At 70.2% G+C, this 25,165-nt stretch carries 21 protein-coding genes and 1 riboswitch; of the genes, 10 read left to right on the top strand and 11 right to left on the bottom strand.

What is annotated here, in order from left to right:
• Positions 1 to 6: 6 nt before the first annotated feature.
• Genes ASE14_RS05855 through fdxA form a run of 5 tightly spaced genes read left to right on the top strand, consistent with a single transcriptional unit; the run spans position 7 to position 4,339 of the window.
• The gene (locus tag ASE14_RS05855) at positions 7 to 750 is read left to right on the top strand and encodes an ABC transporter ATP-binding protein (protein ID WP_056652208.1); all 744 of its coding nucleotides are present in this window, start codon (positions 7 to 9) and stop codon (positions 748 to 750) included.
• Complete coding sequence (locus ASE14_RS05850) at positions 740 to 1,756, top strand: ABC transporter permease (protein ID WP_157372837.1); 1,017 nt, start codon at positions 740 to 742, stop codon at positions 1,754 to 1,756. The genes ASE14_RS05855 and ASE14_RS05850 overlap by 11 nt, the downstream gene beginning before the upstream one ends.
• On the top strand, positions 1,753 to 2,544 hold the full coding sequence (gene cobA / locus ASE14_RS05845; protein ID WP_056652206.1) for a uroporphyrinogen-III C-methyltransferase: 792 nt from the start codon (positions 1,753 to 1,755) through the stop codon (positions 2,542 to 2,544). Before ASE14_RS05850 ends, cobA begins: the two co-directional genes overlap by 4 nt.
• A complete protein-coding gene (locus ASE14_RS05840; protein ID WP_056652204.1) occupies positions 2,541 to 3,995 on the top strand; it encodes an FAD-dependent oxidoreductase in 1,455 nt (484 codons plus the stop codon). Before cobA ends, ASE14_RS05840 begins: the two co-directional genes overlap by 4 nt.
• Positions 3,992 to 4,339: a ferredoxin gene (gene fdxA / locus ASE14_RS05835; protein WP_056652200.1), complete on the top strand. Its 348-nt coding sequence runs from the start codon at positions 3,992 to 3,994 to the stop codon at positions 4,337 to 4,339. Before ASE14_RS05840 ends, fdxA begins: the two co-directional genes overlap by 4 nt.
• A gap of 98 nt (positions 4,340 to 4,437) precedes the next feature.
• Here fdxA and ASE14_RS05830 read toward each other — a convergent pair whose 3' ends face one another.
• Positions 4,438 to 5,799, bottom strand: a complete 1,362-nt coding sequence (locus tag ASE14_RS05830; protein WP_056655873.1) for an MFS transporter — start codon at positions 5,797 to 5,799, stop codon at positions 4,438 to 4,440.
• Positions 5,800 to 6,056: 257 nt separating this feature from the next.
• Between ASE14_RS05830 and ASE14_RS05825 the strand changes: the two genes are divergently transcribed.
• On the top strand, positions 6,057 to 6,506 hold the full coding sequence (locus ASE14_RS05825) for a DUF2269 family protein (protein ID WP_056652198.1): 450 nt from the start codon (positions 6,057 to 6,059) through the stop codon (positions 6,504 to 6,506).
• A 10-nt stretch (positions 6,507 to 6,516) separates the two neighbouring features.
• Here ASE14_RS05825 and ribH read toward each other — a convergent pair whose 3' ends face one another.
• From ribH to ASE14_RS05800, 5 genes are all read right to left on the bottom strand, one after another.
• A complete protein-coding gene (gene ribH / locus ASE14_RS05820) occupies positions 6,517 to 6,984 on the bottom strand; it encodes a 6,7-dimethyl-8-ribityllumazine synthase (protein ID WP_056652195.1) in 468 nt (155 codons plus the stop codon).
• Positions 6,981 to 8,285 (bottom strand): bifunctional 3,4-dihydroxy-2-butanone-4-phosphate synthase/GTP cyclohydrolase II, encoded by a 1,305-nt coding sequence (locus ASE14_RS05815; RefSeq protein WP_056652191.1) that lies wholly within the window; start codon positions 8,283 to 8,285, stop codon positions 6,981 to 6,983. Before ASE14_RS05815 ends, ribH begins: the two co-directional genes overlap by 4 nt.
• Positions 8,282 to 8,983, bottom strand: coding sequence for a riboflavin synthase (locus ASE14_RS05810; RefSeq protein ID WP_082600232.1), 702 nt, complete (start codon positions 8,981 to 8,983; stop codon positions 8,282 to 8,284). Before ASE14_RS05810 ends, ASE14_RS05815 begins: the two co-directional genes overlap by 4 nt.
• A gap of 1 nt (position 8,984) precedes the next feature.
• Positions 8,985 to 10,025, bottom strand: coding sequence for a bifunctional diaminohydroxyphosphoribosylaminopyrimidine deaminase/5-amino-6-(5-phosphoribosylamino)uracil reductase RibD (gene ribD / locus ASE14_RS05805; protein WP_056652188.1), 1,041 nt, complete (start codon positions 10,023 to 10,025; stop codon positions 8,985 to 8,987).
• A gap of 86 nt (positions 10,026 to 10,111) precedes the next feature.
• A riboswitch (FMN riboswitch) is annotated at positions 10,112 to 10,254 on the bottom strand.
• Positions 10,255 to 10,291: 37 nt separating this feature from the next.
• Positions 10,292 to 11,299, bottom strand: coding sequence for a sugar-binding transcriptional regulator (locus ASE14_RS05800; RefSeq protein ID WP_056652185.1), 1,008 nt, complete (start codon positions 11,297 to 11,299; stop codon positions 10,292 to 10,294).
• A gap of 122 nt (positions 11,300 to 11,421) precedes the next feature.
• Here ASE14_RS05800 and ASE14_RS05795 point away from each other — a divergent pair, with 122 nt between their 5' ends.
• The 3 genes from ASE14_RS05795 (at position 11,422) to glpK (ending at position 15,645) form a co-directional block, all read left to right on the top strand.
• The gene (locus tag ASE14_RS05795; RefSeq protein ID WP_056652182.1) at positions 11,422 to 13,173 is read left to right on the top strand and encodes a glycerol-3-phosphate dehydrogenase/oxidase; all 1,752 of its coding nucleotides are present in this window, start codon (positions 11,422 to 11,424) and stop codon (positions 13,171 to 13,173) included.
• 180 nt (positions 13,174 to 13,353) lie between these two features.
• Positions 13,354 to 14,082: an MIP/aquaporin family protein gene (locus tag ASE14_RS05790; RefSeq protein WP_056655871.1), complete on the top strand. Its 729-nt coding sequence runs from the start codon at positions 13,354 to 13,356 to the stop codon at positions 14,080 to 14,082.
• 48 nt (positions 14,083 to 14,130) lie between these two features.
• Complete coding sequence (gene glpK / locus ASE14_RS05785; RefSeq protein WP_056652180.1) at positions 14,131 to 15,645, top strand: glycerol kinase GlpK; 1,515 nt, start codon at positions 14,131 to 14,133, stop codon at positions 15,643 to 15,645.
• Positions 15,646 to 15,788: 143 nt separating this feature from the next.
• Here glpK and ASE14_RS05780 read toward each other — a convergent pair whose 3' ends face one another.
• From ASE14_RS05780 to ASE14_RS05760, 5 genes are read right to left on the bottom strand one after another with little or no spacing between them, the layout of a single operon-like run.
• Complete coding sequence (locus tag ASE14_RS05780) at positions 15,789 to 16,541, bottom strand: HAD family hydrolase (RefSeq protein ID WP_235511119.1); 753 nt, start codon at positions 16,539 to 16,541, stop codon at positions 15,789 to 15,791.
• A complete protein-coding gene (locus ASE14_RS05775; RefSeq protein WP_056652177.1) occupies positions 16,538 to 17,113 on the bottom strand; it encodes a GNAT family N-acetyltransferase in 576 nt (191 codons plus the stop codon). The genes ASE14_RS05780 and ASE14_RS05775 overlap by 4 nt, the downstream gene beginning before the upstream one ends.
• Before the next feature lie 2 nt (positions 17,114 to 17,115).
• Positions 17,116 to 18,129 (bottom strand): tryptophan--tRNA ligase, encoded by a 1,014-nt coding sequence (gene trpS / locus ASE14_RS05770; protein ID WP_056652174.1) that lies wholly within the window; start codon positions 18,127 to 18,129, stop codon positions 17,116 to 17,118.
• A gap of 39 nt (positions 18,130 to 18,168) precedes the next feature.
• Positions 18,169 to 19,008 carry an exodeoxyribonuclease III gene (locus ASE14_RS05765; protein WP_056652171.1) on the bottom strand — a complete coding sequence of 280 codons (840 nt, stop codon included), beginning with the start codon at positions 19,006 to 19,008 and terminating at the stop codon, positions 18,169 to 18,171.
• A gap of 21 nt (positions 19,009 to 19,029) precedes the next feature.
• A complete protein-coding gene (locus ASE14_RS05760) occupies positions 19,030 to 20,292 on the bottom strand; it encodes a YihY/virulence factor BrkB family protein (RefSeq protein WP_157372836.1) in 1,263 nt (420 codons plus the stop codon).
• 454 nt (positions 20,293 to 20,746) lie between these two features.
• Here ASE14_RS05760 and ASE14_RS05755 point away from each other — a divergent pair, with 454 nt between their 5' ends.
• Positions 20,747 to 24,925 (top strand): VWA domain-containing protein, encoded by a 4,179-nt coding sequence (locus ASE14_RS05755; RefSeq protein ID WP_157372835.1) that lies wholly within the window; start codon positions 20,747 to 20,749, stop codon positions 24,923 to 24,925.
• Positions 24,926 to 25,165: the final 240 nt, after the last annotated feature.

Here is a 25,165-nt window from a genome sequence, read left to right as displayed (position 1 = left end):
GACGCCATGAGCGGGCAGACGGCCATCCGCATCGAGCACCTCGGCAAGCGCTTCGGCGCCGGCCCGCTCGTGCTCGACGACGTGAACCTGTCGGTCGCGGCGGGGGAGTTCGTCTGCCTGCTCGGCGCCTCGGGCTGCGGCAAGTCGACGCTCCTGAACCTCATCGCGGGCCTCGACCGCCCAACGACGGGCGCGATCGACGTGCCGGCCGAGGGAGCCGCCGTGATGTTCCAGGAGTCGGCGCTCATGCCGTGGTCGACCGCCCGTCAGAACGTCGAGCTCGCACTGCGCCTCAGGGGGGTTCCGCGGTCGGCACGCCGGGCCGAGGCGATGGAACTCCTCGACACGGTGGGCCTCTCGGATGCCGCGGAGAAGCGACCCCACGAGCTCTCGGGCGGCATGCGCCAACGCGTCGCCCTCGCGCGCGCCCTCGCGCAGGACCGGCCCGTGCTCCTGATGGACGAACCCTTCGCGGCGCTCGACGCCATCACCCGCGACCTCCTCCACGAGGAGCTCGAGCGGGTCTGGCGCCGCACCGGTCGCACCATCGTCTTCGTCACACACAATGTCCGCGAAGCTGCTCGGCTCGGGCAACGGGTCGTCCTCCTGTCGTCCCGTCCCGGGCGAGTCGCGGGCGAGTGGCGCATCGCCGAGACCTCCGGCCGCCGCATCGAGTCGCCCGAGGTCGCGGCGCTCTCGATCGAGATCACGGAACAGCTCCGGAAGGAGATCCGCCGAAATGCCGCATGACACCGACGCCGGTCGAGTAGCGACGCAGGAGCGAATCGAGACCTCTGCTGTCGAGACCCCGGAAGGTCTCGATACGCTCCCAGGCGCTCACTACTCGACCGAGGGCGCTGACGGCGCCGACGGAACCGACAGCACCGGCGGAGCCGACGAGCTCCGCAGCCTCGCCGCCGGCCTCGACCGCCTGCAGACCGATCCCGAGCGCGCCCCGGGCGCGTGGCGGCGCTTCACCACGAGCGTGCTGCCGCCCATCGTCTTCGTCATCGTGCTCGTCGCGGCCTGGCAGCTCTACGTCGTGATCGCCCAGCCCCGCCCCGACATCGTGCCGGGTCCGCTCGACGTCGTCGCCGCCATCTCCGAGGGCTGGGAGTCGGGCCGGCTGCAGCTCGCCGTCGTCACGAGCCTCGAACGCGGCGTCGTCGGCTTCCTCATCGCCGTCGTCGTCGGCACGCCCCTCGGGCTCCTGCTCGCCGAGGTGAAACCGCTGCGCCGCGCCATCGGGCCGATCATCTCGGGCCTGCAGGTGCTGCCGTCGGTCGCCTGGGTGCCCGCCGCGATCATCTGGTTCGGCCTCACGGACGCCACGGTGTACTTCGTCGTGCTCATGGGCGCCGTGCCGTCGATCGTCAACGGCCTCGTCGCCGGCGTCGACCAGGTGCCGCCGCAGTTGCGACGCGTCGGCACGGTGCTCGGCGCCGGCCCCGGCCGCCTCGCGACGCTCGTGGTGCTGCCCGCCGCCCTGCCCGGCTACGTCGCCGGGCTCAAGCAGGGGTGGGCGTTCTCGTGGCGCTCGCTCATGGCCGCCGAGATCATCGCGGTCGGCGGCACGATCGGCTTCGGGCTCGGCTCGATGCTCGACCAGAGCCGCGAGCTCGCCGATCTCGCCGGGGTGCTCGCGACGATCCTCGTGATCCTCGCGATCGGCATCCTCATCGAGCTCGTCGTCTTCGCCCCGCTCGAGCGACGGATGCTCCGTCGCCGCGGACTGCTGCAGGGAGGCACCCGATGACCGAGACCACTCCGGACGCGACTCGACCAACCGGCAGCGTCGTGCTCGTCGGTGCCGGCCCCGGGGACGCCGGGCTCCTCACCATCAGGGGGCTCCGCGCGCTCGAGGCCGCCGACGTCATCGTCGCCGACCGGCTCGGTGCCCGCGGCGTGCTCGACGGCCTCGCGGCCGAGGGGGTTCGGCTCCGCGCCGAGGTCGTCGACGTCGGCAAGCTCCCCGGCCACCACGCGGTGCCGCAGGACGCGATCAACGAGCTGCTCGTCAGCCTCGCCCGCGACGGCAAGCGCGTCGTCCGCTTGAAGGGCGGCGACCCGTTCATCTTCGGCCGGGGCGGTGAAGAACTCGCATTCTGCCGCGACGCCGGCGTCGACGTCGACGTCGTGCCCGGCATCACGAGCGCCATCTCGGTGCCCGCGATCGCCGGCATCCCGCTCACCCACCGCGGTCTCGCGACGACGTTCACCGTCGTCACCGGGCACGACCAGATCCGGTCGCTCGGCGGCGGTCGCGACCACACGGTCGTGCTGCTCATGGGCATCGGCACGCTCGCGAACTCCGCCATCACCCTCGCCCGCGGTGAACGCGGCGGCGACTGCCCCGTCGCGATCATCGAAGACGGCTACGGGCCGCGCCAGCGCGTCACCGTCGGCACGCTCGACACGATCGCGCTGCAGGCGGCGCGCCGCGGCATCCGCTCGCCCGCGGTCGTCGTCGTCGGCGACGTCGTGACCCTCAGCCCGTACGCCCCCGCGGCGCTCGACCCCCACCGAAAGGCCCAGCAGCCATGACCCGTTCCCTCCGCGTCGCGATCGTCGGCGCCGGCCCCGCCGGCATCTACGCCGGCAACATCCTGAGCCGTCAGGTCGCCGCCCTTCGACAGGCTCAGGAACCGGCTGCGTCCGACGTCGCGATCGACCTGTTCGAGTCGCTGCCCGCCCCGTACGGGCTCATCCGCTACGGCGTCGCGCCCGATCACCCGCGCATCAAGGGCATCGTGAACTCATTGCACGAGATGCTCGACGCGGGCACGATCCGGCTCATCGGCAACGTCGAGGTCGGACGCGACATCACCGTCGACGAGCTGCGCGAGCGCTACGACGCCGTCGTCTTCGCGACCGGCGCATTGCGCGACGCCCCGCTCGACATCCCCGGCATCGAGCTGCCCGGATCCTACGGCGCCGCCGACGTCGTGGCGTGGTACGACGGCCACCCCGACGTGTCGCGCGAGTGGCCGCTCGAGGCCGAGCAGATCGCCGTCATCGGCAACGGCAACGTGGCCCTCGACGTCGCCCGGGTGCTCGCGAAGCATCCGAAGGACCTGCTGTCGACCGATGTGCCGGCGAACGTCGTCGCGGGGCTCGAGTCCTCGCCCGTGACCGACGTGCACGTGTTCGGCCGCCGCGGACCCACGCACGTGAAGTTCACGCCGATCGAGCTGCGCGAACTCGGTGAGGTCCCCGATGTCGACGTGATCGTCTACGACGACGACTTCGAGCGCGCTGCGGACGACCCGCACGCCGAGCAGCTGTTCGCCTCGAACAACCAGGTCAAGGTGATGACCCGCACGCTGAACGGATGGCGGAAGCCCGCCGGCCACGAGTACACGGCGTCGCGTCGCCTGCATCTGCACTTCCTGCACGCACCGGTCGAGGTGCTCGGCACCGACCGCGTCGAGGGCGTGCGGTTCGAACGGACCCGCCCAGTCGGCGACGGCACGGTCGAGGGCACCGGAGAGTTCGTCGACGTGCCCGTGCAGGCGGTCTACCGCGCGGTCGGCTACGCGAGCTCGCCCGTTGCCGGCGTGCCGTTCGACGAGCGCAGGGCCGTGATCCCCAACGACGGGGGCCGGGTGACGGATGCCGCCGGCGCTCCGATCCCCGGCGTCTACGCCACGGGCTGGATCAAGCGCGGCCCCGTCGGCCTCATCGGCCACACCAAGGGCGACGCGCTCGAGACCATCACGAACCTGCTGGCGGATGCCTCGGCGGGCGCGCTGCCCGCCCCGTCCGTCTCGGCGGGAGCCGACGGCGATGAGGTGTTCGAACTGCTCGAGGCGCGGGGCATCCGCTTCACGACCTGGACCGGATGGCTCGGACTCGACGCGCACGAGCGCGGACTCGGCGAGGCGTGGGAGCCGGCGGATGCCGCGCATGCCGGCGTCGTGCGCGAGCGCGTGAAGGTCGTGCCCCGTGACGAGCAGGTGGAGATCTCGCGCGACGTCGCCCTGGCGCTCTCGTGACGTACGTCATCGCGCTGCCGTGCGTCGACGTCAAGGATCGGGCCTGCATCGACGAGTGCCCGGTCGACTGCATCTACGAGGGTGAGCGATCGCTCTACATCAACCCCGACGAGTGCGTCGACTGCGGCGCATGCGAACCGGTGTGCCCGGTCGAGGCGATCTACTACGAGGACGACCTGCCCGATGTCTGGGCCGACTACTACAAGGCCAACGTCGAGTTCTTCGAGGTGTCGACGGGCTCGAGGTCGGCGCTCGGCTCGCCCGGCGGGGCGGCGAAGACCGGCACCCTCGACTTCGACCACCCGCTCGTCGCCGCGCTGCCGCCCCAGGCGGCGCACGCCTGAGACTGCGGCGGCGCGGCGCAGGCGGCGAACGCGAGCCGCACGCGCCGACGACGAAGGGCGGATGCCACGCGGCATCCGCCCTTCTGGTCACGACGTGATCAGGCGTCCATGTCGACGTCCTTCGTCTCCTTCGAGACGAGCAGCGCGATGAGCGTGAGCACGGCCATGGCCGAGAGGTAGATGCCGACCCAGAACGGGCTGCCGTCGCCGGCCTGCCAGAGCGCCACCGCGATGAACGGGGCGACGGCTGCGCCGAGGATCGACGACACGTTGTACGAGATGCCGGAGCCCGTGTAGCGCACGTTCGTCGGGAACAGCTCGGGCAGCAGCGCACCCATCGGGCCGAAGGTCATGCCCATGAGCGAGAAGCCCACGACGAGCCAGAGCATGACGCCCCAGAAGCCGGCGCCGAGGAGCGGCACCCAGATGAGGCCGAACACGATGATCGCGAGCGTGACCCAGATGAGCGTCTTGCGGCGGCCCCACTTGTCGGCCCACGGGCCGGAGAGCAGGGTGAAGATGCCGAAGAACACGACACCGCCGATGAGCATCAGCACGAAGGTGCTGTACGAGTAGCCGAGGCCGGGCAGGGCGCCGTCGACGGGTTCGACGGCCGCACGGCCGTAGCTGAGCGAGAACGTGGTCATCAGGTAGAAGAGCACGTAGGTCGCCAGCATGAAGAACGTGCCGAGGATGAGCTGCTTCCAGTGGTGCTTGAAGACCTCGCCGAGCGGCAGCTTCTTGAGCCTGCCCTCCTTCGACGCCTTCGAGAAGCTCGTCGACTCGACGAGGCGCAGGCGCACCCAGAGGCCGACGATGACCATGACGACGGAGAAGAGGAACGGGATGCGCCAGCCCCAGTCGAGGAAGGCCTGGGACGGCATGGTCGGGTCGTCGGACGGGAGCACTGCCGCGATGATGAGGAACAGGCCGTTGGCGATGATGAATCCGATGGGCGCGCCGAGCTGCGGGAACGTGCCGTACCAGGCGCGCTTGCCCTTCGGTGCGTTCTCGGTCGCGACGAGCGCGGCGCCCGACCACTCGCCGCCGAGTGCGAAGCCCTGCGCGATGCGGAGGAGGACGAGCAGGAGCGGCGCGAGCCAGCCCACCATCGCGTAGGTCGGCAGCAGGCCGATGAGGAACGTCGCGACGCCCATCGTGAGCAGAGCGCCGACGAGCGTGGCCTTGCGCCCGTGCTTGTCGCCGAGGTGGCCGAAGATGACGGCGCCGAGCGGTCGTGCGACCATCGCGGCGCCGAAGACGGCGAACGAGGAGAGCAACGCCGTCGTCGGGTCGCCGGTCGGGAAGAAGAGGTGGGGGAACACGAGCACGGCCGCGGTCGCGTAGACGTAGAAGTCGTAGAACTCGATCGTCGTGCCGATGAGGCTCGCGAGGATGACGCGGCTGCGGGGATTCGCGGGGGCTGCGGGGGCGGCCGTGGCCGCGGTGGATGTGGACATCGTGAGCGAAGACTCCAAAGGGTGAGCGTTGCGCCGGCTTCGGGCACGTCGGTCTGGCGTCGAGCGGAGTCGGTGGGGTGGAATCGTCGCTTGTGGCAACCTCACCAGCCTACGCACCGATCGTCGACGATCCCCCAGATCGGGGGTCCGTCGTGCGACGAGCGGTGGCGTCCGCGCGCCGAACGGCGCCCGCCACGCCGGCGGAGATGGATCGAACGACGGATGCTGCGGCATCCGCTCGTCGTTAGGCTGACCCCATGGATACCTTCATCAGCATTCTCCACGTCGCCGGAGCCGTCTTCATCGTCGGCCCGATGGCCATCCTCCCGATGACCGCGATGCGGGCGGTGCGCGCCGGCAACGGGTCGCAGGTTGCGGTGCTCGCGAAGTCGACGAACCTCTTCGCCTGGCTCTCGCTCCTCGTGTTCGTGTTCGGCTTCGGTGCGATGAGCATGGCGCCCGAGGAGTTCGACCTCTCGGTCACGACGCCGTGGATCCTCTGGTCGATCATCCTCTACGTCATCGCCTTCGCCCTGACGCTCTTCCTCGTCGTGCCGTCGATGCGGAAGGCCGCAGCGGCCCTCGGCGAGAGCGCCGGCGACGGCGCCGAGGCGCCCAAGGCGAGCTACCCGGCGATCGCAGCGGGCAGCGGTATTGCGTCGCTGCTCCTCGTCGCCGTCGTCGTGCTGATGGTCTGGAAGCCGTAGCCTCCTCGGCTCAGCTCAGCGTCCGCAGGGCGCGAACCGTCGCGACGGCGGCCTCGGCCGCCTCGCGACCCTTGTCCTCCTTCGAGCCGGGCAGGCCGGCTCGGTCGAGCCCCTGCTGCTCGTCGTCGAGGGTGAGCAGGCCGAAGCCGACGGGCTTGCCGGTGTCGAGTGCGACGCGGGTGAGCCCGTCGGTCGCTGCGGCCGACACGTACTCGAAATGCGGCGTGCCGCCGCGGATGATCACGCCGAGCGCGACGACCGCATCGGCTCCGGCGTCGAGCGCCGCCTTCGCGACGACAGGCAGTTCGAAGCTGCCGGGCACGCGAACGAGCGAGAAGTCGGCGCCGGATGCCTCGAGCGTGCGGGTCGCCCCGGCGATCAGGCCGTTCGTGATCTCGTCGTGCCAGCTGCCGGCCACGATCACGACCCTGAGGCCGCGTCCGTCGACGTCGAGTGCGGGGGATCCTGCTCCGCTCATGATGGGTGTCCTTCCAGGAGGGTTTCGGCTGCGCCGTCGGTGAGTTGCTGGTCGTCGATCGCGTGGCCCATGCGCTGCCGCTTCGTGTCGAGGTAGCCGGAGTTGCCGGTGCCGACGCCGACGACGAGCGGCAGGCGCTCGCTCACCGTGATGCCGTGCGACTCGAGCTGGCGCACCTTCTCGGGGTTGTTGGTGAGGAGGCGGACCCGGCTGACACCGAGGTCGGTGAGGATCGCGGTCGCGGCGCTGTAGTCGCGGGCGTCGATCGGCAGCCCGAGGGCGAGGTTCGCGTCGAGGGTGTCGAGGCCGTCCTCCTGCAGGCGGTACGCCCGGAGCTTGTTGATGAGGCCGATGCCGCGCCCCTCGTGGCCGCGCAGGTAGACGACCACGCCGCCGTCCTGCTGGATGGTCTCGAGCGCGGCGTCGAGCTGGGGGCCGCACTCGCACTTGAGCGAGCCGAAGGCCTCGCCGGTGAGGCATTCGGAGTGCACCCGCACGATGGCGCCGTCGGCGGCGGATGCCGGGTCGCCGGCGATGATCGCGACGTGGTCGGCGCCGGTGGCCCGGTCGCGGTACGCCCGCACCCGGAACTCGCCGTGCTCGGTCGGCAGGGCGGTCTCGACCTCGAAGTCGACGGAGGAGGTCTCTGGCACCGCCGCCGCGGGCGGCGTGGCCGCGAGGTCGTGGCCCGCGTGGTGCTGCTCGAGCCAGTCGATGAGCGCCGCGACGGTCGTGACCGGCAGCCCCTCTCGCTCGCCGAGCTCGATGAGCCCGGGCAGGCGCATCATCTCCCCGTCGTCGGCGACGATCTCGCCGATGACGCCCACGGGGGCCAGGCCGGCGAGGCGCATGAGGTCGACGGCCGCCTCGGTGTGCCCTGCACGTTCGCGCACACCGCCGTCGACCGCGCGCAGCGGGATGACGTGGCCGGGCCGGATGAGCCGGTCGGGGGTCGACGCGGGGTCGGCGAGCACGCGCAGGGTGTGGGCGCGATCGGAGGCCGAGATGCCCGTCGATGTGCGATCGGCGGCATCGACGGAGATCGTGTAGGCCGTGCCGCGCACGTCTTCGCTGCGCTCGGTCATGAGCGGCAGCGCGAGTCGGTCGGCGAGTTCGTTGGGCAGCGGCGCGCACAGGTAGCCGCTCGTGTTGCGCACCATCCAGGCGATCCACTCCTGCGTCGCGAACTCGGCCGCCATGATGGCGTCGCCCTCGTTCTCGCGGGCCTCGTCGTCGGCGACGATCACGGGCTTTCCGGCGCGGAGCGCCTCGAGCACCTCCGGCATCGTGGCGAGGCTCATGCGGCTCCTCCGGTCGTCGGTTGCGGTTCGGAGAGCGGGCCCGCCTGGAACCCGATGACCGAGCTCGTGCGCGCTTCGGGTTCGCCGCCCCAGCGCGGGTCGAATCGCAGCATCCGTGCGACCTGCCGCGCGACGATGTCGGTCTCGATGTTCACCCGGTCGCCGGCGACGCGTTCGCCGAGCGTCGTGGCGGTGAGGGTCTCGGGGATGAGGGAGACCTCGAACCACGAGCCGGCCGGTTCATCGCCGACGGCGCTGACCGTGAGCGACACGCCGTCGACGGCGATGGAGCCCTTGTCGACGAGGAGCGGCGCGTGCGCCGGGTCGAGCGAGAAGCGGATGACGCGCCATGCGTCCCCCGGCCGGATCTCGAGCACCTCGGCGGTGCCGTCGATGTGGCCCTGCACGATGTGGCCGCCGATGCGGTCGCCGACCCGGGCCGCGCGTTCGAGGTTCACGGTGAGGCCCTCGCCGGCGCCGTCGAGCGTCGACATCGCGAGCGTCTGCGCCATGACGTCTGCGGTGAAGCGCTCCGTGTCGAAGTCGACGACCGTGAGGCACACACCGGAGACCGAGATCGAGTCGCCGTGCTTCACGCCCTCGACGGCGAGCGGGCCGTGCACCGTCAGCCGTGCAGCGTCGGCCGTGCGCTCGACGCGCTCGACCGTGCCGAGCTCCTCGATGATTCCGGTGAACATGTCAGTTCCCTTCCGTGGGCTTGGGGCGGGCGACGAGCAGGAGATCGTCGCCGAGTCGTTCGACGACGGCGAAGTCGAAGCGGAGCGCCCCGTCGATCGTCGGCACGCCGAGCTCGCCGAGGGCGAGGCGCGGGCCGCCGAGGAGCGTCGGGGCGAGGTAGACGAGGAGTTCGTCGACGAGGCCGTCGGCGATGAAGGCGCTCGCGAGCGTCGGGCCGCCTTCGATGAAGAGCGAGCGGATGCCCCGGCCGGCGAGCTCCGCGAGATCGGCCCGCAGATCGGTGCCCGCGAAGAACAGGGGGGCGTGCGGGTGCCGGGTGATCGCGGCATCCGATGGCGTCTCGCGCCGCCCGAAGACGACCGGCACCGGCTGTGCGTCGAAGAACTCGCCGCCGGGCGCCCGTGCGGTGAGCGACGGGTCGTCGGCGAACACGGTGCCCGTGCCGACGGCGATCGCGTCGGCGGCCGATCGGCGCCGGTGCACGTCGGCGCGGGCCTCGCCGCCGGTGATCCACTGGCTCGTGCCGTCGGCGGCCGCTGCGCGCCCGTCGAGGCTCGACGCCCACTTGACCGTGACGTGCGGGCGATGGTTGCGTGCCGCGAAGAGCCAGTCGTCGAGCATCGCCTCGACCTCGTCGGCGAGTACGCCAGTGGTGACCTCGACGCCGGCGTCGCGCAGGCGCTGCGCACCGCCCGAGGAGTGGTCGCCCGGGTCGGCGACGGCGTACACGACGCGGCCGATGCCGGCCTCGATGAGCGCGACCGCGCAGGGGCCCGTGTGCCCGGTGTGGTTGCAGGGTTCGAGCGTGACGACCGCGGTCGCGCCGTGGGCGGCGCCGGGTTCGAGTTTGGCGAGCGCGTCGACCTCGGCGTGGGTGGTGCCGGCGCCGCGATGCCAGCCCTCGGCGACGACCTCGCCGCCGGGGGAGAGGATGACGCAGCCGACGCGCGGGTTCACGCCCCGTGCCGGTCCGCGGGTCGCGAGCTCGAGCGCACGACGCATCGCCGCGACATCCGCTGCCGTCTGCTCTTCCGCACTCATCCGTGATCCTGTCTCAGGGCTCCGGGGTGCTGGACGTGGTCGACGGTCGTCGACGGCCTCGGTCGGCGGCGCACAGGCGCTGCCGACCCGTGCGCCTCCCATCCGGACTTTCACCGTCGGTACCGGAGTTCCACCGGTTCGACCACGGGTGCGGGGCCTTTCGACCTCGCGCTCGCAGTTCGCGGACTGTCACCGCCGGTTCGGACTTACACCGACCCCGGAGCACGTATCTCACTCGATTCTAGGTCAACGCGTGCGACGCGCGGCTATTCCCGGTCATTCGGAGACTCGACGAGGGCTCGCGCGGTGCCCTCGTCGACGATGAGGTCGGTGATGAGCCCTGCGGCGAGTGCGCCGCGGAGGCTCGCGAGCTTCGCGCGGCCCGAGACGACGCAGATGCGCCGGGGTGCGCGTCGCAGCACGGCGAAGTCGGGGCCGGTGGCGCGCTCGTTCAGCGAGATGCCGTCGGTCGAGCCGTCGGCGCGGTAGAAGACGGTGGCGACGTCGCCGACCGCGCCGTCGCGGGAGAGGGCCTCGTAGTCGGCCCGCTCGAGGTAGCCGCCCTGGTAGACGTGGCTCGGCACCTCGGCGAAGGGGGAGCCGACGCCGAAGAGCGCGACGTCCATGCGCTCCTGCAGGTCGAGGAGGCGGCGGGTGCTGCGTTCGCGCCAGAAGGCGCGGCGCGTCTCGGGGTCGTCGAAGAAGGCGGGCACCGGGAACTGCTGCACGCGGGCGCCGAACGCGTCGCCGAAGCGGCGCAGCAGCTCGCTCGCGTAGACGATGCCGGTGGTGCGGCCGTTGCCGGCGCCGTTCAGCTGCACGACCTCGGAGTTGTGGGTGGCCTTCGGAACGAGGTGGCGGCTCATCGCGCTCATCGTTGAGCCCCACGCGATGCCGATCGTCTGGTTCGAATCGACGAAACGTCCGAGAATTCGTGCAGCCGAGAGGGCGACGCGGTCGAGTCGGTCGACGTCGCTGGCGTGATCGGGCACTGGGATGACGTGCGCGCCGACGGCGAAACGCTCGAGGATCTCCTGCTCGATACGGCTCGGCAGGTCGAGCGGGGAGTGGATCGAGATCTCGACGAGTCCGCTCGCCCTGGCATGGCTGAGCAGGCGCGAGACGGAGGATCGCGAGGTGTGCAGCTCGTGCGCGATCGCATCCATCGTGAGGTCCTGCATGTAGTACAGATGCGCTGCTCGAAGCGCGTCGCGCGTCTTCCCCGGCACTGATTCGGTGCCGTCCTCGACGGTCCCGGCTGGCTGCTCGTTCATCCTGGTCATCCTTGCACGTTCGTTCACCCGGCTTGCAAGTTCGTTCCGCCGTGTTCACGATGTATTCATCCACACCAGGCATGCTCGACGCAAGCCGCCGTTCCACACCCGAGAGGACAGCGATGTCTCCGCAGCAGACGACCCCGAACCAGCCCCGCCCCAGCTCGAGCGGCGAGCGAGCGGATGTCGCGGCCATCCGCACCCGGCCGCAGGCCTCCGTCCTCGTCATCGGCGCCGGCATCAACGGCATCGCGACGTTCCGCGACCTCGCACTGCAGGGTGTCGACGTCGTGCTCGTCGAACGGGGCGACTTCGTCTCCGGGGCATCCGCCGCCTCGTCGCACATGATCCACGGCGGCATCCGCTACCTCGAGAACGGCGAGTTCCGGCTCGTGAAGGAGTCGGTGACCGAGCGCAACGCGCTCATCCGCATCGCACCCCACTACGTGAAGCCGCTCGAGACGACCGTGCCGATCTTCTCGACCTTCTCGGGCATCCTCTCGGCGCCCATGCGCTTCCTCACCCACAAGTCGGGCAAGCCCACCGAGCGCGGCGCCGCGCTCATCAAGACCGGCCTCACGATCTACGACGCCTTCTCGCGCGACGGCGGCTCGGTGCCGCGCCACCGCTTCCACGGTCGCAAGCGTTCGCTCGCCGAGCTGCCCGCACTGAACGCCGGCATCAGGTACACCGCGACCTACTACGACGCGAGCATGCACGACCCCGAGCGGCTCGCGCTCGACGTGCTCTTCGACGGGCTCGCAGCCGGCGGGCGCGCCCGGGCCGCGAACTACCTCGAGGCCGTCGGCATGGGCGCCGAGGGCGTGCGCCTCCGCGACACCCTCACGGGCGCGGAGTTCGACGTCGCCGCCGACGTCGTCGTGAACACCTCGGGGCCGTGGACCGACCTCACCAACGAGGGGTTCGGGCGCCCCACCGCGTTCATGGGCGGCACCAAGGGGTCGCACATCGTGCTCGACAACGACGAGCTCCTCGCCGCGACCGGCGGGCGCGAGATCTTCTTCGAGCACGAGGACGGCCGCATCGTGCTGATCTACCCCCTGAAGGGCAAGGTCATGGTCGGCACGACCGACCTCGAACACGACATGCGGGAGCCCGCCGTGTGCACCGAGGCCGAGGTCGACTACTTCTTCGAACTCATCGCGCACGTTTTCCCAGCAGTGCCCGTCGACCGTTCGCAGATCGTCTACCGCTTCTCGGGCGTGCGCCCGCTGCCGCGACACGACGACGAGGCGCCCGGATTCGTCTCCCGCGACTACCGCATCGAACGAGCGGATGTCCCCGAGCGCCCCGGCACCACGCTGCTGAGCCTCGTGGGCGGCAAGTGGACCACGTTCCGCGCGCTCGCCGAGCACCTCTCGAACGAGGTGCTCGAACTCCTCGGCCGCGACCGCACCCGCTCCACGGCGGGGCTCGCGATCGGCGGCGGCGCCGGGTACCCGACGACCGACGACGCCCGCCGCGTCTGGACCGTCTCGCACGGCGACGAGATCGGCCGCCTCCGCGCCGAGGAGCTGCTCGAGCGCTACGGCACGCGTGCCGAGGCGTTCATCGCCTCGATCGAGGGCGAGCGCGACGAGCCGCTCGCCCACCACGCGGGCTACAGCCGGCGCGAGATCGCCTGGCTTGCCGGCACCGAGCGGGTCGTGCACCTCGCCGACGTCGTGCTTCGCCGCACGAGCATCGCCTTCACCGGAGCGCTCACGGCGCCGCTCCTCGACGAGCTCGCCGAGATCGTCGGCACCGAACTGGGCTGGGACTTCGAGCGCCGTGCCGTCGAGACGGCCAGCACCCGGGAGCTGCTCGCCGAGCGCCACGGGGTCGAGCTGGAGGCATCCGCCACCCTCGTCTGAGGTCGCACAATCTGCACGCATGTGCACCGGAATCCGCACATTCCGGGCTGGAACGCCCGATAGCTTCGACGGAGCCTCCCGGACGACGGTCGCCCAGGCGGCGTGCACCACACCCTAAGAAAGAAGGTCAATGTGGACAATCTCGGAATCGTCTTCCTGTCCGAACTCGTCGGCACGGCGATGCTCGTGCTGCTCGGCTGCGGCGTCGTCGCGAACGTCATCCTCGCCAAGACGAAGGGCTTCGGCGGCGGCACGCTCATGATCAACTTCGGCTGGGGCCTCGCGGTCTTCGCCGGTGTCATCGTGTCGTACGCCTCGGGCGCGCAGCTGAACCCGGCCGTGACGGTCGGCCTCGTCGCCAACGGCGCGACCGAGTTCGGGAACGCGTCGTTCGGCACCACCGTGCCGGTCACCATCGTGTCGGTGCTCACCTACATCGCCGCGCAGCTGATCGGCGCCTTCCTCGGTGCGATCGTCTGCTGGCTCGCGTACAAGCAGCACTTCGACGCCGAGCCCGACGCCGGCACCAAGCTCGGCGTCTTCTCGACCGGCCCCGCGATCCGCTCGTACGGCTGGAACCTCGTCACCGAGTTCATCGGCACCTTCGTCCTGGTCTTCGTGGTCATCGGCTTCGGCGGCGGTCGACAGGGCGACGGCGGCATGGCGGCCCTCGGCGCGCTGCCCGTGGCCCTCCTCGTGATCGGCATCGGCGCCTCGCTCGGCGGCCCGACTGGCTACGCGATCAACCCGGCCCGTGACCTCGGCCCGCGCATCGCGCACGCCCTCCTGCCCATCAAAGGCAAGGGCGGCAGCGACTGGTCGTACTCGTGGGTGCCGGTCGTCGGCCCGCTGCTCGGCGGAATCGCTGCAGGCCTGGCGGCGATCCCGCTGCTCCCGCTGCTCGGCTGACCCGTCCACCTCATCCATTCGTTTCACTGACAGCAACGGAGTTCTCAGATGGCCGACTACATCCTCGCGATCGACCAGGGCACGACCTCGTCGCGCGCGATCATCTTCGACAAGGCCGGATCGATCGTCTCGACCGGGCAGCTCGAGCACGAGCAGATCTTCCCCAAGGCGGGCTGGGTCGAGCACGACCCCACCGAGATCTGGCACAACACGGGCGAGGTGATCGGCCAGGCCCTCGGCAAGGCGAAGCTCACCCGGCACGACATCGCAGCGGTGGGCATCACCAACCAGCGCGAGACCGCGGTGGTGTGGGACAAGAACACCGGTGAGCCGGTGTACAACGCGATCGTCTGGCAGGACACGCGCACCCAGTCGATCGTCGACCGTCTCGCGGCCGACGGCGGCGTCGAGCGGTTCAAGGAGAAGGTCGGCCTGCCGCTGGCGACGTACTTCTCGGGCACGAAGATCGTCTGGATCCTCGAGAACGTGCCCGGCGCACGGGAGAAGGCGGAGGCCGGCGACCTGCTGTTCGGCACGACCGACACCTGGGTGCTGTGGAACCTGACGGGCGGCGTCGACGGCGGCGTGCACGCGACCGACGTGACGAACGCCTCGCGCACGATGTTCATGGACCTCGAGACGCTCCAGTGGGACGACGACATCCTCGCCGCGTTCGGCGTGCCGAAGTCGATGCTCCCCGAGATCAAGAGCTCGTCCGAGGTGTACGGCATCGCGAACGAGCACTCGTTGCTCCGCGAGACCCCCATCTCGGGCATCCTCGGCGACCAGCAGGCCGCGACGTTCGGCCAGGCCGCGTTCGAGACGGGCGAGGCGAAGAACACCTACGGCACGGGCAACTTCCTGATCTTCAACACGGGCGAGGAGATCGTCCACTCGAAGAACGGCCTGCTCACGACCGTCGGGTACAAGCTCGGCGACCAGCCGGTGCACTACGCCCTCGAGGGATCGATCGCCGTCACGGGTTCGCTCATCCAGTGGCTCCGCGACAACGTCGGCCTCATCTCCTCGGCTGCCGAGGTCGAAGAGCTCGCGAAGTCGGTGGAGGACAACGGCGGTGCGTACTTCGTGCCCGCGTTCTCGGGACTGTTCGCGCCGTACTGGCGCCCCGACGCCCGCGGCGCGCTCGTCGGCCTCACCCGCTACGTCAACAAGGGCCACATCGCCCGCGCCGCGCTCGAGGCCATTGCGTTCCAGACGCGCGACGTCATCGAGGCCGTGAACGCCGATGCCGGGGTCGACCTGACCGAGCTCCGTGTCGACGGCGGTGCGACCGCCAACGACACGCTGCTGCAGTTCCAGGCCGACATCCTCGGCGTGCCCGTCGTGCGACCGGTCGTGGCGGAGACGACCGCACTCGGCGCTGCGTACGCGGCCGGTCTCGCGGTCGGCTTCTGGTCGAGCCTCGACGAACTCCGCGCCAACTGGCAGGAGGACAAGCGCTGGACCCCGTCGATGGACGAGGCCGAGCGAGCGCGCCTCGACCGCAACTGGAAGAAGGCCGTCTCGAAGACCCTCGACTGGGTCGACGACGACGTCGTCTGATCGTCGACCGCCACGCCGTGAGCCGTGCAGCTCACGGACGCACGGCGACGCGATGACGTGATCGACCGCACCGAAGGTACGGTTGAAGAGCAGGGCCGGGCGCATGGGGGTGCGCCCGGCCCTTCCTCGTTCCCGCGGAACGCTCAGCCGGCGAGGCGCGACGTGAGCAGGGCCGGCAGTTCGCTGAGCGAGGAGATCTCGAGCACGCCGGATACCGCAGGGCCCGGCGCCCCGGCGTCGCCCGTGCGATTCAGCCAGACGCCGACGAGGCCGGCCTCCGCCGCACCGACCGCGTCGGTCTCGAAGCGGTCGCCGATGTACGCCGCCCGACCGACGGGCGCGACAGCGGCGAATCGCTCGAGCGCGACCCGGAAGATCTCGGCGTCGGGCTTCGTCACGCCGACCTCGCCCGAGGCGATGACGTGCTCGAACCGGTCGCGGATGCCGAGCCGTTCGAGCTTGGCGAGCTGGAAGTCGGGTTCGCCGTTCGTGATGATGCCGAACCGCACTCCCGGCAACGCCTGCGCGAGTGCGTCGAGGGCTGGCAGTGCGTCGTCGTGCAGCGACCACGAGTCGCGGTACCGCTCGAAGTAGCGGTCGAACCAGGCGCCGGCCGCGAGCTCGTCGAGTTCGTCTCCGTGCGCGATGGCGAAGTCGCGGGCGCGCGCCCTGCGCTGTCCTTCGAAGGTCAGGTGGCCCGCGAGGTACGAGTGGTAGTGCTGCTCTTCGAGGTCATGCCACAGGCTCGACGCCGCAGTAGGGTCGCCCTCGTATGCCAGTTCTCGCATGTGCAGGGCGATGCCGGCGCGCACCGCTGCGCGGTGCGCCATGAGGGTGTCGTCGAGGTCGAACAGCACGACGGGCGCGAGGGCGATCGGCAACGACGGATCGCTCATGTCGCGCTCCCGAGGATCGGCTCCCAACTCGCGAACGCGTCGGGTTCGACCTCGGCACGGTGCTCGGCGTGCCACGCGGGCAGCGGGTGGCCGCGGCGGTCGGGCACGGTGGCGATGCGGGGCGTGATCCGCCGGAATCCCGCGGCGCGCGCGACATGAGCCGAGGCCCGATTGCCTTCGTTCGCACGCCAGAGCACGGACTCGACGTCGGGGACGGTGCCGCTGAACGCCCACTCGCAGACCGCGCTCAGGGCCTCGGCCATGAGGGCATCGCCCCGGTGTTCGGCGCCGAGCCAGAAGCCGATCTCGTTGCCGCGTCGGAAGCAGATGACCCCGAGGAGGGAATCGCCCTCGTGACGGCGGATCGCCCAGGTCAGTTCGTCGCCGGACGCCCAGGCCGCCGGCACATACTCCGTGAGGAATGCTCGCGCGTGCTCGACCGTGTACGGCCATGGCGTCGTCAGGTACTTGAGGAACAGCGGGTCGCCGCAGTAGTGCGCCACGAGCTCCGTATCGTGCTCGACCGGGAGGTCGAGCACGAGGCGTTCGGTGCGGAGGACGACGGGCCGCATGGTCAGCGCGTGCGCCGGAGGAATCCGATGCGGTCGTAGACCGTCGCGAGGGTGCCCTCGGCGACCTCGCTTGCCCGGCCGGCGTTGACGGCAAGCAGGCGATCCAGTTCGGCAGGGTCGTCGAGCAGCTCGAGCGCCCGTGACCGGATCGGCTCGAACGCGCCCACGACGACCTCGGCGAGCGCCTTCTTGAAGTCGCCGTAGCCGCGGCCCGCGAACTCCTGCTCGATCTCGGCGATGGTGCGCCCCGACAGCACGGAGAAGATCGTGAGCAGGTTCGAGACGCCCGGCTTGTGCTCGCGGTCGAAGCGCACCTCGCCGTCGGTGTCGGTGACTGCTCGCATGATCTTCTTCGCGGTGACCGACGGCTCGTCGAGCAGCCACAGGATGCCGGCCGGCGTCTCGCCCGACTTCGACATCTTCGACGTCGGGTTCTGCAGGTCGTAGATGCGAGCGGTCTCGCGCTGGATCACGGGTTCGGGCAGCACGAAGGTGTCGGCGCCGTAGCGCGCGTTGAACCGGGTCGCGAGGTCGCGGGTGAGCTCGACATGCTGTTTCTGGTCGTCGCCGACCGGCACGACCTCGGTCTGGTAGAGCAGGATGTCGGCCGCCATGAGCACGGGGTAGGCGAAGAGGCCGACGCTCGTGGCGTCGGCGCCCTGCTTCTGCGACTTGTCCTTGAACTGCGTCATGCGCCCGGCCTCGCCGAAGCCCGTGATGGTGTTCAGCACCCACGCGAGTTGTGCGTGCGCGGGCACGTGCGACTGCACGTAGAGGGTCGAGTTCGAGGGGTCGATGCCGGCCGCGATGTACTGCGCGGCGGTGCGGCGGGTCTTCTCGCGCAGTTCGGCCGGATCTTGCGACACGGTGATGGCGTGCATGTCGACGACCGAGAAGAAGGCGTCGTGCGTGGACTGCAGCTCCTTCCACTGCAGGAGGGCGCCGATGTAGTTGCCCGCGTGGAGCGAGTCGGCGGAGGGCTGCATGCCCGAGTAGAGGCGGGGCTTCTGCGTCATGTGGAGATCCTTCGAAGTGTGCGGCCGCGGTGCGGCAGGTCAGATGGCGTAGTCGACGACCACGGGAGCGTGGTCGGACCATCGCGTGTCCCAGGAGTCGGCACGGTCGATCACGTAGGCGACGGCGGCATCGGCAAGGGCGGGGGTCGCGACCTGGTAGTCGATGCGCCAGCCGGTGTCGGTGTCGAACGCCTTGCCGCGCTGCGACCACCACGTGTAGGGACCGTCGACCTCGCCGGCGAAGCGGCGGCCGAGGTCGATCCAGCCGAGCCCGCCGCCTGCGTTGTAGTCGGCGTCGCCCTCTGCGCCGACGAAGCGGTCGAAGTAGGCGCGCTCTTCGGGCAGGAAACCGGCTCGCTTCACGTTGCCCTTCCAGTTCTTGATGTCGAGCGTGCGGTGGCCGACGTTCAGGTCGCCCACGATCACGGCGAGCTCGGAGTGCGCCGCGAGCCGCGGCATCCGCTCGACCATCGCATCGAGGAACTTGTACTTCTCGACCTGCTTCGGGGTGTCGACCACGCCCGAGTGCACGTACGCCGAGACGACGGTGACGATGCGCTCGCCCACCTCGTAGTCGGCTTCGAGCCAGCGGCCCGCGCTGTCGAAATCGGCCGCGCCGAGCTCGACACGGTGGATGCTGGCCCGGTTGCGGCTGGCGATCGCGACACCCGCGCGCCCCTTGGCGGTCGCCGGGTCGTGCAGGATGTCCCACTCGTCGCCGAGCAGGCCCTGCAGGTCTTCGGTCGAGGCGCGGACCTCCTGCATCGCGAGGATGTCGACGTCACGCGCGGCGAGCCACTCGCCCATGCCCTTGCGGAATGCCGCGCGCACTCCGTTGACGTTGACGCTGGCCAGACGGAGGGGCTTCGCTGAGGGCATGGATCGATCCTACGGGAGGCCTCAGACGTCGACTCGCCGCCCGGCAGGCGGCGCCGTCGCCTCGAGATCCGCGAGCCGCTGCTCGGCCTTGGCGAGGCGGCGTCTGGCGGGGATCCGCTCGAACCAGTTGGCCGCCCCGAGGTCCTTCCGCGCCTCGCGCACCCGCACCTGCGCGGCCGTCACGAGTGCGCGCTGCTCCCGGTCGCGCTGTTCGGCCGCGAGCTGCTCCGGGGTCACCATGCGGAGGGTCTCATGGGCGTCGGATGCCTCGACGGCGATCCAGCTCGCGGCGACGAGGATGACGATGCTCGTGAGCCGGAACCACAGGAGGAGACCGATGAACACCGTGAACGTCGCGAGCAGCGGGTTCGTGCTCGAACGGGAGAGCAGGGCGCCGCCGATCACCTGGAGCACCGAGAGCGCGGCGGAGCCGAGCAGCGAGCCGACCCACATGCGGTGCCATGGCATCGCGGCTCCCGACAGGAAGCGGAACATCACGGCGAGGGCGAAGGTGTCGATCACGAAGACGACGAGGAGCGATCCGCCCTGCACGAGGAACCCGTACCAGCCCGAGTCGCTCGACAGCCCGAGCAGCTCAGTCATCCAGCCGAGGAACGAGGTGGTCGCGACGGAGAGCACCGTGGCGACCAGGAGGATCGCACCGAAGCTGAACCCGGCGAGGAAGTCGCGCGTCTTGAGGAAGACGTACGCACGGCGGTCCTTCGGGAGGCCGAAGATGCTGCGCACCGCCATGCGCGAGTACGTGATCCATCCGATCGCCGTCCAGATGAATCCAGCCAGGGCGACGGCGCCGGTCCAGCCGAAGAGGCTCGTGCTGGAGGCGGCGATCTGCGTGAGCTCCTCTGTGGGGATGACGCCGTTGTCCCCGATCAGGCCGGGGGCGTAGGTGTTGAGCAGCGCGATGAAGGCGTCGAGCGTCGCCTTGTTGCTCGTGAGCCAGATGCCGAAGACCGCGAAGGCGACGTAGACCGCGGCGAAGATCGCGAAGAGCGCCTGGTAGCTCATGCCCGAGGAGAGGATGAAGCCGTTGCGGTCGAGGAAATGGCGCCAGACCCGAACCGGGAAGAGGGCGAGCGTCTTCTGCGTGATCGTGCTGACCGTGCTGATGGGTTGCTCGAAGCGGTCGCGGATCGGCTGGCTCATCGCGTCGAAGCGTTCCCTCGTGGTCGGGGAGTGCTCGTCGAGGCCGAGGGGGTCGCGGCCCGCGCGCTCGTCGAACGTCTCCTCATGGTGGTGTGGGGCTCCCGACCCGCGCTCGCTCACGCTCCAACCCTAGCGATGGCGGGCCGGCCGGAATGCGGTGGCCGCGCGGCGATCGCGGCGGCGACGGATGACTCGGATGCCGCGGCTCGCGCGAGCCGCGGCATCCGTCATTCGGGGTACACGGCCGATGAAGCCCGGTCATCGGTTCGGCCGATCCGCCACCGCGACGAGGCCCTGTTCCCCGCTGTTCGCCTGGGATCGCGAGGGGTCGAGTGCATGTTCGCGCTCGCCGATGCCGACCGTCGTACCCCACGAACTGGGGGACACAAAAACATGAGAATTTCTTGAATTTGCCTGAGAAGTGCGAGAAGACTGGGTGCCGCTGACCCGAGATCCGCCCGAGCCGGCTTTCCCGCACTTGAACGTGGAGTCCGTCATGCATCGCAAACTGCGCACTCGTTCCGTCGCCAGCACCGAAGTCTCAGGAGCGCCACCGTCCTCGCCGATCCGAGCGATGCTCGCCGCGGTCACGGTCGGGGCGCTCATCCTCTTCGGCGGCCCCACCCTCGCCGCCGCCGACGAACTGGCGACGCCGCCCGTGGCCGCCGACCAGGCGGCCGTGCCGGCCGACGAGCCGGCAGCGGAACCCGAGGCGCCGCCGGCGGGTGAGGCGCCCACGGGTGAGGAGGTCGCGCCCCCGGCCGAGGAGGCGGCGCCCCCGACTGAGGAGGCGGCGCCCCCGGCTGAGGAGGCCGCCGAAGAGGACCCGGCACCGGAGGTGCTCGCCGCGCCGGCGCCGGTCGATTGCCTGGCGATCCCGATCGGCAACGACGACCGCAGCGCCCGCGACGCCTGTCTGGCCGAGCAGCAGGCCGGTCTCCGCAGTTCCGCTGCCGCTGCGGACCCGCAGCCCGCACCGAACCCCCCGCTCGCCAACAGCTGCGGGCTCGACTTCGCGCTCGTGCTCGACAAGTCGGGATCGATCGGCTCCGACGGCATGGACGACCTGAAGGACGCCGCCGACGCGTTCACCTCGGCGCTGAAGGACACGGGCTCCGAGGTCTCCGTCACCTCCTTCGACCAGGATGCTGCGCTGCTGCAATCGGCGATGGCGCTCACGACGGCGAACCTCGCGACGATCCAGGGCTCGTACGGCAGCCTGATCTCAGATGGCTGGACGAACTGGAAGCGCGGACTCGAAGTCGGCCTCGGGTCGTTCGGGGGCTTCAGCGACGTGCCCGTCGAACTCACGATCGTGATCACCGACGGCAACCCGAACACGGTCGACCCGGACATCGGCGGTGAGTTCCCCGACGGCTCGCCCGATGCGGTGAATCCGGCGATCCTGGAGGCCGACTCGATCAAGGGCGCCTCGTCGCACGTCTTCGTGGTGGCGGTCGGCCCCGACGTCTCGCTCGGCCCGATCGAGGCGATCTCAGGTCCCGACGAGTTCGACGGCTCGAACATCTCGGACGCCGACTACATGACCTCCGACAACTACGCGAGCCTCGCCGACGACCTGCAGCTCGTCGCTGAGGCGCTCTGCGGCGGCAACGTCATCGTCCACAAGCAGGTCGGTGCGGCATTCCCGGGCACGCCGGGCGGCGTCGGCTGGGAGTTCTCGACCGCGACGACCGACGTCGATCCCGACTCGGACACCACCGACGCGTCCAGCCAGACGGACCCGTTCGAGGTGACCGGCTTCGAGGTGGTTCCGAACCCGCCCGCTCGGCAGGTCACCTTCACGGAGACGCCGAGCGACGGCAGCCTGCTGACCGGCGCGAAGTGCGGCACCACACCCGACATGGACGCCGCGGTCGCCGTGCCGTTCGATCCGGTCGCTCGAACCTTCACGGCCGGCGTCGCGAAGGAGACGACGACCCACTGCTGGGTGCTGAACACCCTCGCGCCGAGATGGCTCGCATGGAAGACGGTCAGCCCGGCCGACGGAAGCACCGTCGAACCCGGCCAGAACGTCACATACACGCTGCACGCCAAGAACGACGGGTTCGTGCCGGTGACCGGCGCGCAGCTCGTCGACGACCTCGGCGACGTGCTCGACGACTCTGAGATGACGACGGTGATCGCGCCGCCGCTCGCCCTCGTCGGCACGACCCTGACCTGGTCGATCCCGACGCTCGCTCCGGGAGCGGAGACGAGCATCTCGTTCACCGTGAAGGTCGACGACGATGCGTTCGGCCGGGTGCTGGCGAACATCGTCACCCCGAGTGAGAACGGTCGATGCCCCGACATCGTCACGGCCGCCGTGCAACCGGTGCCGATCGACGACTGCGTCACCGACAACCCGACCCCCGACGTGATGATCGACAAGAACGTCGTGGAGACCAACCTCGACGTCGCCACCGGCACCTGGACGCTCGACTACACGCTCGACGTCGAGAACACCGGAGACGTCGACACCGCGTACATGCTGACGGACGAGACCGACTTCGGCCAGGGCATGACGATCGGGTCGATCACGTACTGGGCACCGGGGGAGGACCCCGACATCGATCCGGGCACCCCGCTCGGGGGCCCGGCCCCGATCGACCCGGTCGGGCTGTACCTGATCGCGGCGGATCATCCGCTCGCCGTCGGGGCGACCGACCACTGGTTCGTGCGGATCACCGCGGTGATCGACGACGACGGCGCGCCCGAGTACGGCTGCGACGGCGAGGACGGCGGCGGGTTCTCGAACACCGGGGTCGTCACGATCGGCACGGGCGAGCGTGAGGACGAGGCCTGCGACGCTCCCGGGCGCCTGACGCTCATCAAGGACGTCGACAACGAGGCGATCGAGGACATCAACGAGGTCGTCGAGCCCGACATCCCGCTCGCCGTGCCGAGCGATTGGCTGCTGAAGGCCGAAGGCCCCGTCACGGTCGAGGATCCCGGCATGTCCGACCCGGGAAGGACCTCCCTCGTTCCCGAGGGCTGGTACGACCTGAGCGAGCGGCCGAACCCCGACTCCGACAACCCCTACGTCGCGGACGGCACCTACGTGCCGGGCGAGTGGGAGTGCGATGACGAGGGCGAGGTGCTCGAGAAGCGCCAGCCCGAGGCGGAGGTCCACGTGCCGGCGGGCGGCGACGTCACCTGCGGCATCGTGAACACCGCGAACCCGGCCGACCTCGGCATCGTGAAGGGCTACGAGCTGCCCGAGGGCGTCGAGGCGATCGACGACACCGACCCCGAGGCATCCGACTTCTGGTTCACCCTCACGGTGACGAACCACGGACCCGACGTTCCCGGCGCGGTGGTGACCGACCTCCTGCCCGACACGCTCGAGGTGCTCAGCGCCATCGACATCGACCCGGCCGATCCCAACTGGGATGCGTCGTTCACGGGCAACCAGTTCACCGCGGTCTACGACGGCATCTACGCCTCCGGCTCCGTCACGGAGTTCCGGTTCCAGGTGCGGTTCCTCGGCGAGCCGATCGGGCCGCTGCCCGAGAACCCCGAGGTGCCGCCGGAGCCCGTGCCGGCCGAGCCCGTCATGAACGAGGCGTGCGTCGAGATAGTGGTGCCCGAACCTCCGATCGAGCTCGACGGTGCCGCGCTCGCCGCGGTCGACGTCCCGTCGCTGCCCGCCAGCGACCTGAACCCCGGCAACGACTGCGACGACACCACGGTGCCGACCAAGGCCATGCAGGCGAATGCGTACGTGCAGTGCATCAACGATGTGCCGTGGCTGTACCACAACGTCATGACGGCCGGACCGGTCCCCCCGTCCGACATCACGGTCACGTGGACGCCCGACCCGGTGTTCTACCCCGACGCGGTGCCGGTCGTGACGATCATCCCCTGGGAGGAGCGCAACGGCCGCGTGCTGTGGCCGTACGGCGAGGTGAACGACGAGGGCATCTCGATCGCCTGGCCCGGATGGCGCCTCGCCGAACCGGGAGACGTCGTCGGCGAGGGCACGATCGTGGACTCGTGGGAGAACATGGTGAAGGACTCGTCGCTGCCGAGCTACGCGTTCGCCGATCAGCTGCATCCCATGACGATCACGTTCGAGATCAACCCGAGCCAGTCCGTGCTCGCGGTCTACCCGCAGGCGACACCGGCCTGTGCGGTGACCCGTGAGTCAGGGCCGCTCATCGAGAAGACGTCGAGCGTGACCTCGGTGATGCCCGGTGGAACGTTCGACTACACCCTGTCGATCACGAACCCGGGGCTCGGCGCCACGAAGGCCATGGAACTCTTCGACGAGATCCCGGCCGGCCTCAAGGTGACCTCGATCACCACGCCGCCGGCTCCCGCGTTCCCGCGCTGGGACGACTGCGAGGTGACCGGTGAAGATTCCGCCGGCTACGGCGGCACCCTGCACTGCATCCTGAACGGGCAGATCGGCGGTACCAGGCCGGATGCACCCGATGTGGTGCTCTCGGTCACCCTGCATCCGAAGTCGACCTCGTCGAGCATCGTGAACACCGGTGAGATCTGCTGGAACGACCTGCCCGACGACGAGACCGCTCCCGCGGCGGAAGGAGCGATCCCGCTCGATCCCGCCGAGCAGATCCTGTGCGACGACTCGTCGGTCACCGTGCGTGTGCCGCAGCCCGGCGCCGCCATCGCGAGCACCGGCTTCGCCGGCGGACCCTTCGTCTGGGTCGCCGCGGGCATGCTCCTGGTGGGCGGCATCGCCGTCGCCTACGTCCTGATCCGGAGGCGGCGCACCGGGGGAGTGTAGCCGGAGCGGGTCAGGCACACGGATGCCGCGGCTCACGTGAGCCGCGGCATCCGCGCGCCTCGCGGGCACAGGGCCGGATCTCTGCGTGTCCCCCATTCGAGGCGCGTGAGCAAATCTCGCGTACCCCGCTTTCGGGTGACAATTCCCATGAAATCCCTGATCGGGACTGGTTCGAACCGAATCATGTCCCCCGGATTGGTGCCAGTCCGCCTCTTTCGTGTCCCCCATTTTCTCTGCTTG

This window comes from Agromyces sp. Root81 (assembly GCF_001429165.1).
GTDB lineage: Bacteria > Actinomycetota > Actinomycetes > Actinomycetales > Microbacteriaceae > Agromyces.
Note: the sequence above shows the minus strand (reverse complement) of the source record. Positions and strands in the feature narration are given on the sequence as shown.

Bases quoted from the DNA above. Each gene is read 5' to 3' on its own strand.
- ASE14_RS05795 (WP_056652182.1), top strand. From the start codon at position 11,422: ATGTCTCCGCAGCAGACGACCCCGAACCAGCCCCGCCCCAGCTCGAGC.
- ASE14_RS05825 (WP_056652198.1), top strand. From the start codon at position 6,057: ATGGATACCTTCATCAGCATTCTCCACGTCGCCGGAGCCGTCTTCATC.
- ASE14_RS05850 (WP_157372837.1), top strand. From the start codon at position 740: ATGCCGCATGACACCGACGCCGGTCGAGTAGCGACGCAGGAGCGAATC.
- ASE14_RS05755 (WP_157372835.1), top strand. From the start codon at position 20,747: ATGCTCGCCGCGGTCACGGTCGGGGCGCTCATCCTCTTCGGCGGCCCC.
- glpK (WP_056652180.1), top strand. From the start codon at position 14,131: ATGGCCGACTACATCCTCGCGATCGACCAGGGCACGACCTCGTCGCGC.
- ASE14_RS05780 (WP_235511119.1), bottom strand. From the start codon at position 16,541: ATGAGCGATCCGTCGTTGCCGATCGCCCTCGCGCCCGTCGTGCTGTTC.
- ASE14_RS05840 (WP_056652204.1), top strand. From the start codon at position 2,541: ATGACCCGTTCCCTCCGCGTCGCGATCGTCGGCGCCGGCCCCGCCGGC.
- ASE14_RS05800 (WP_056652185.1), bottom strand. From the start codon at position 11,299: ATGAACGAGCAGCCAGCCGGGACCGTCGAGGACGGCACCGAATCAGTG.
- ribH (WP_056652195.1), bottom strand. From the start codon at position 6,984: ATGAGCGGAGCAGGATCCCCCGCACTCGACGTCGACGGACGCGGCCTC.
- ribD (WP_056652188.1), bottom strand. From the start codon at position 10,025: ATGAGTGCGGAAGAGCAGACGGCAGCGGATGTCGCGGCGATGCGTCGT.
- ASE14_RS05855 (WP_056652208.1), top strand. From the start codon at position 7: ATGAGCGGGCAGACGGCCATCCGCATCGAGCACCTCGGCAAGCGCTTC.
- trpS (WP_056652174.1), bottom strand. From the start codon at position 18,129: ATGACGCAGAAGCCCCGCCTCTACTCGGGCATGCAGCCCTCCGCCGAC.
- ASE14_RS05775 (WP_056652177.1), bottom strand. From the start codon at position 17,113: ATGCGGCCCGTCGTCCTCCGCACCGAACGCCTCGTGCTCGACCTCCCG.
- ASE14_RS05765 (WP_056652171.1), bottom strand. From the start codon at position 19,008: ATGCCCTCAGCGAAGCCCCTCCGTCTGGCCAGCGTCAACGTCAACGGA.
- ASE14_RS05815 (WP_056652191.1), bottom strand. From the start codon at position 8,285: ATGAGCCTCGCCACGATGCCGGAGGTGCTCGAGGCGCTCCGCGCCGGA.
- ASE14_RS05790 (WP_056655871.1), top strand. From the start codon at position 13,354: ATGCTCGTGCTGCTCGGCTGCGGCGTCGTCGCGAACGTCATCCTCGCC.
- cobA (WP_056652206.1), top strand. From the start codon at position 1,753: ATGACCGAGACCACTCCGGACGCGACTCGACCAACCGGCAGCGTCGTG.
- ASE14_RS05830 (WP_056655873.1), bottom strand. From the start codon at position 5,799: ATGTCCACATCCACCGCGGCCACGGCCGCCCCCGCAGCCCCCGCGAAT.
- ASE14_RS05810 (WP_082600232.1), bottom strand. From the start codon at position 8,983: ATGTTCACCGGAATCATCGAGGAGCTCGGCACGGTCGAGCGCGTCGAG.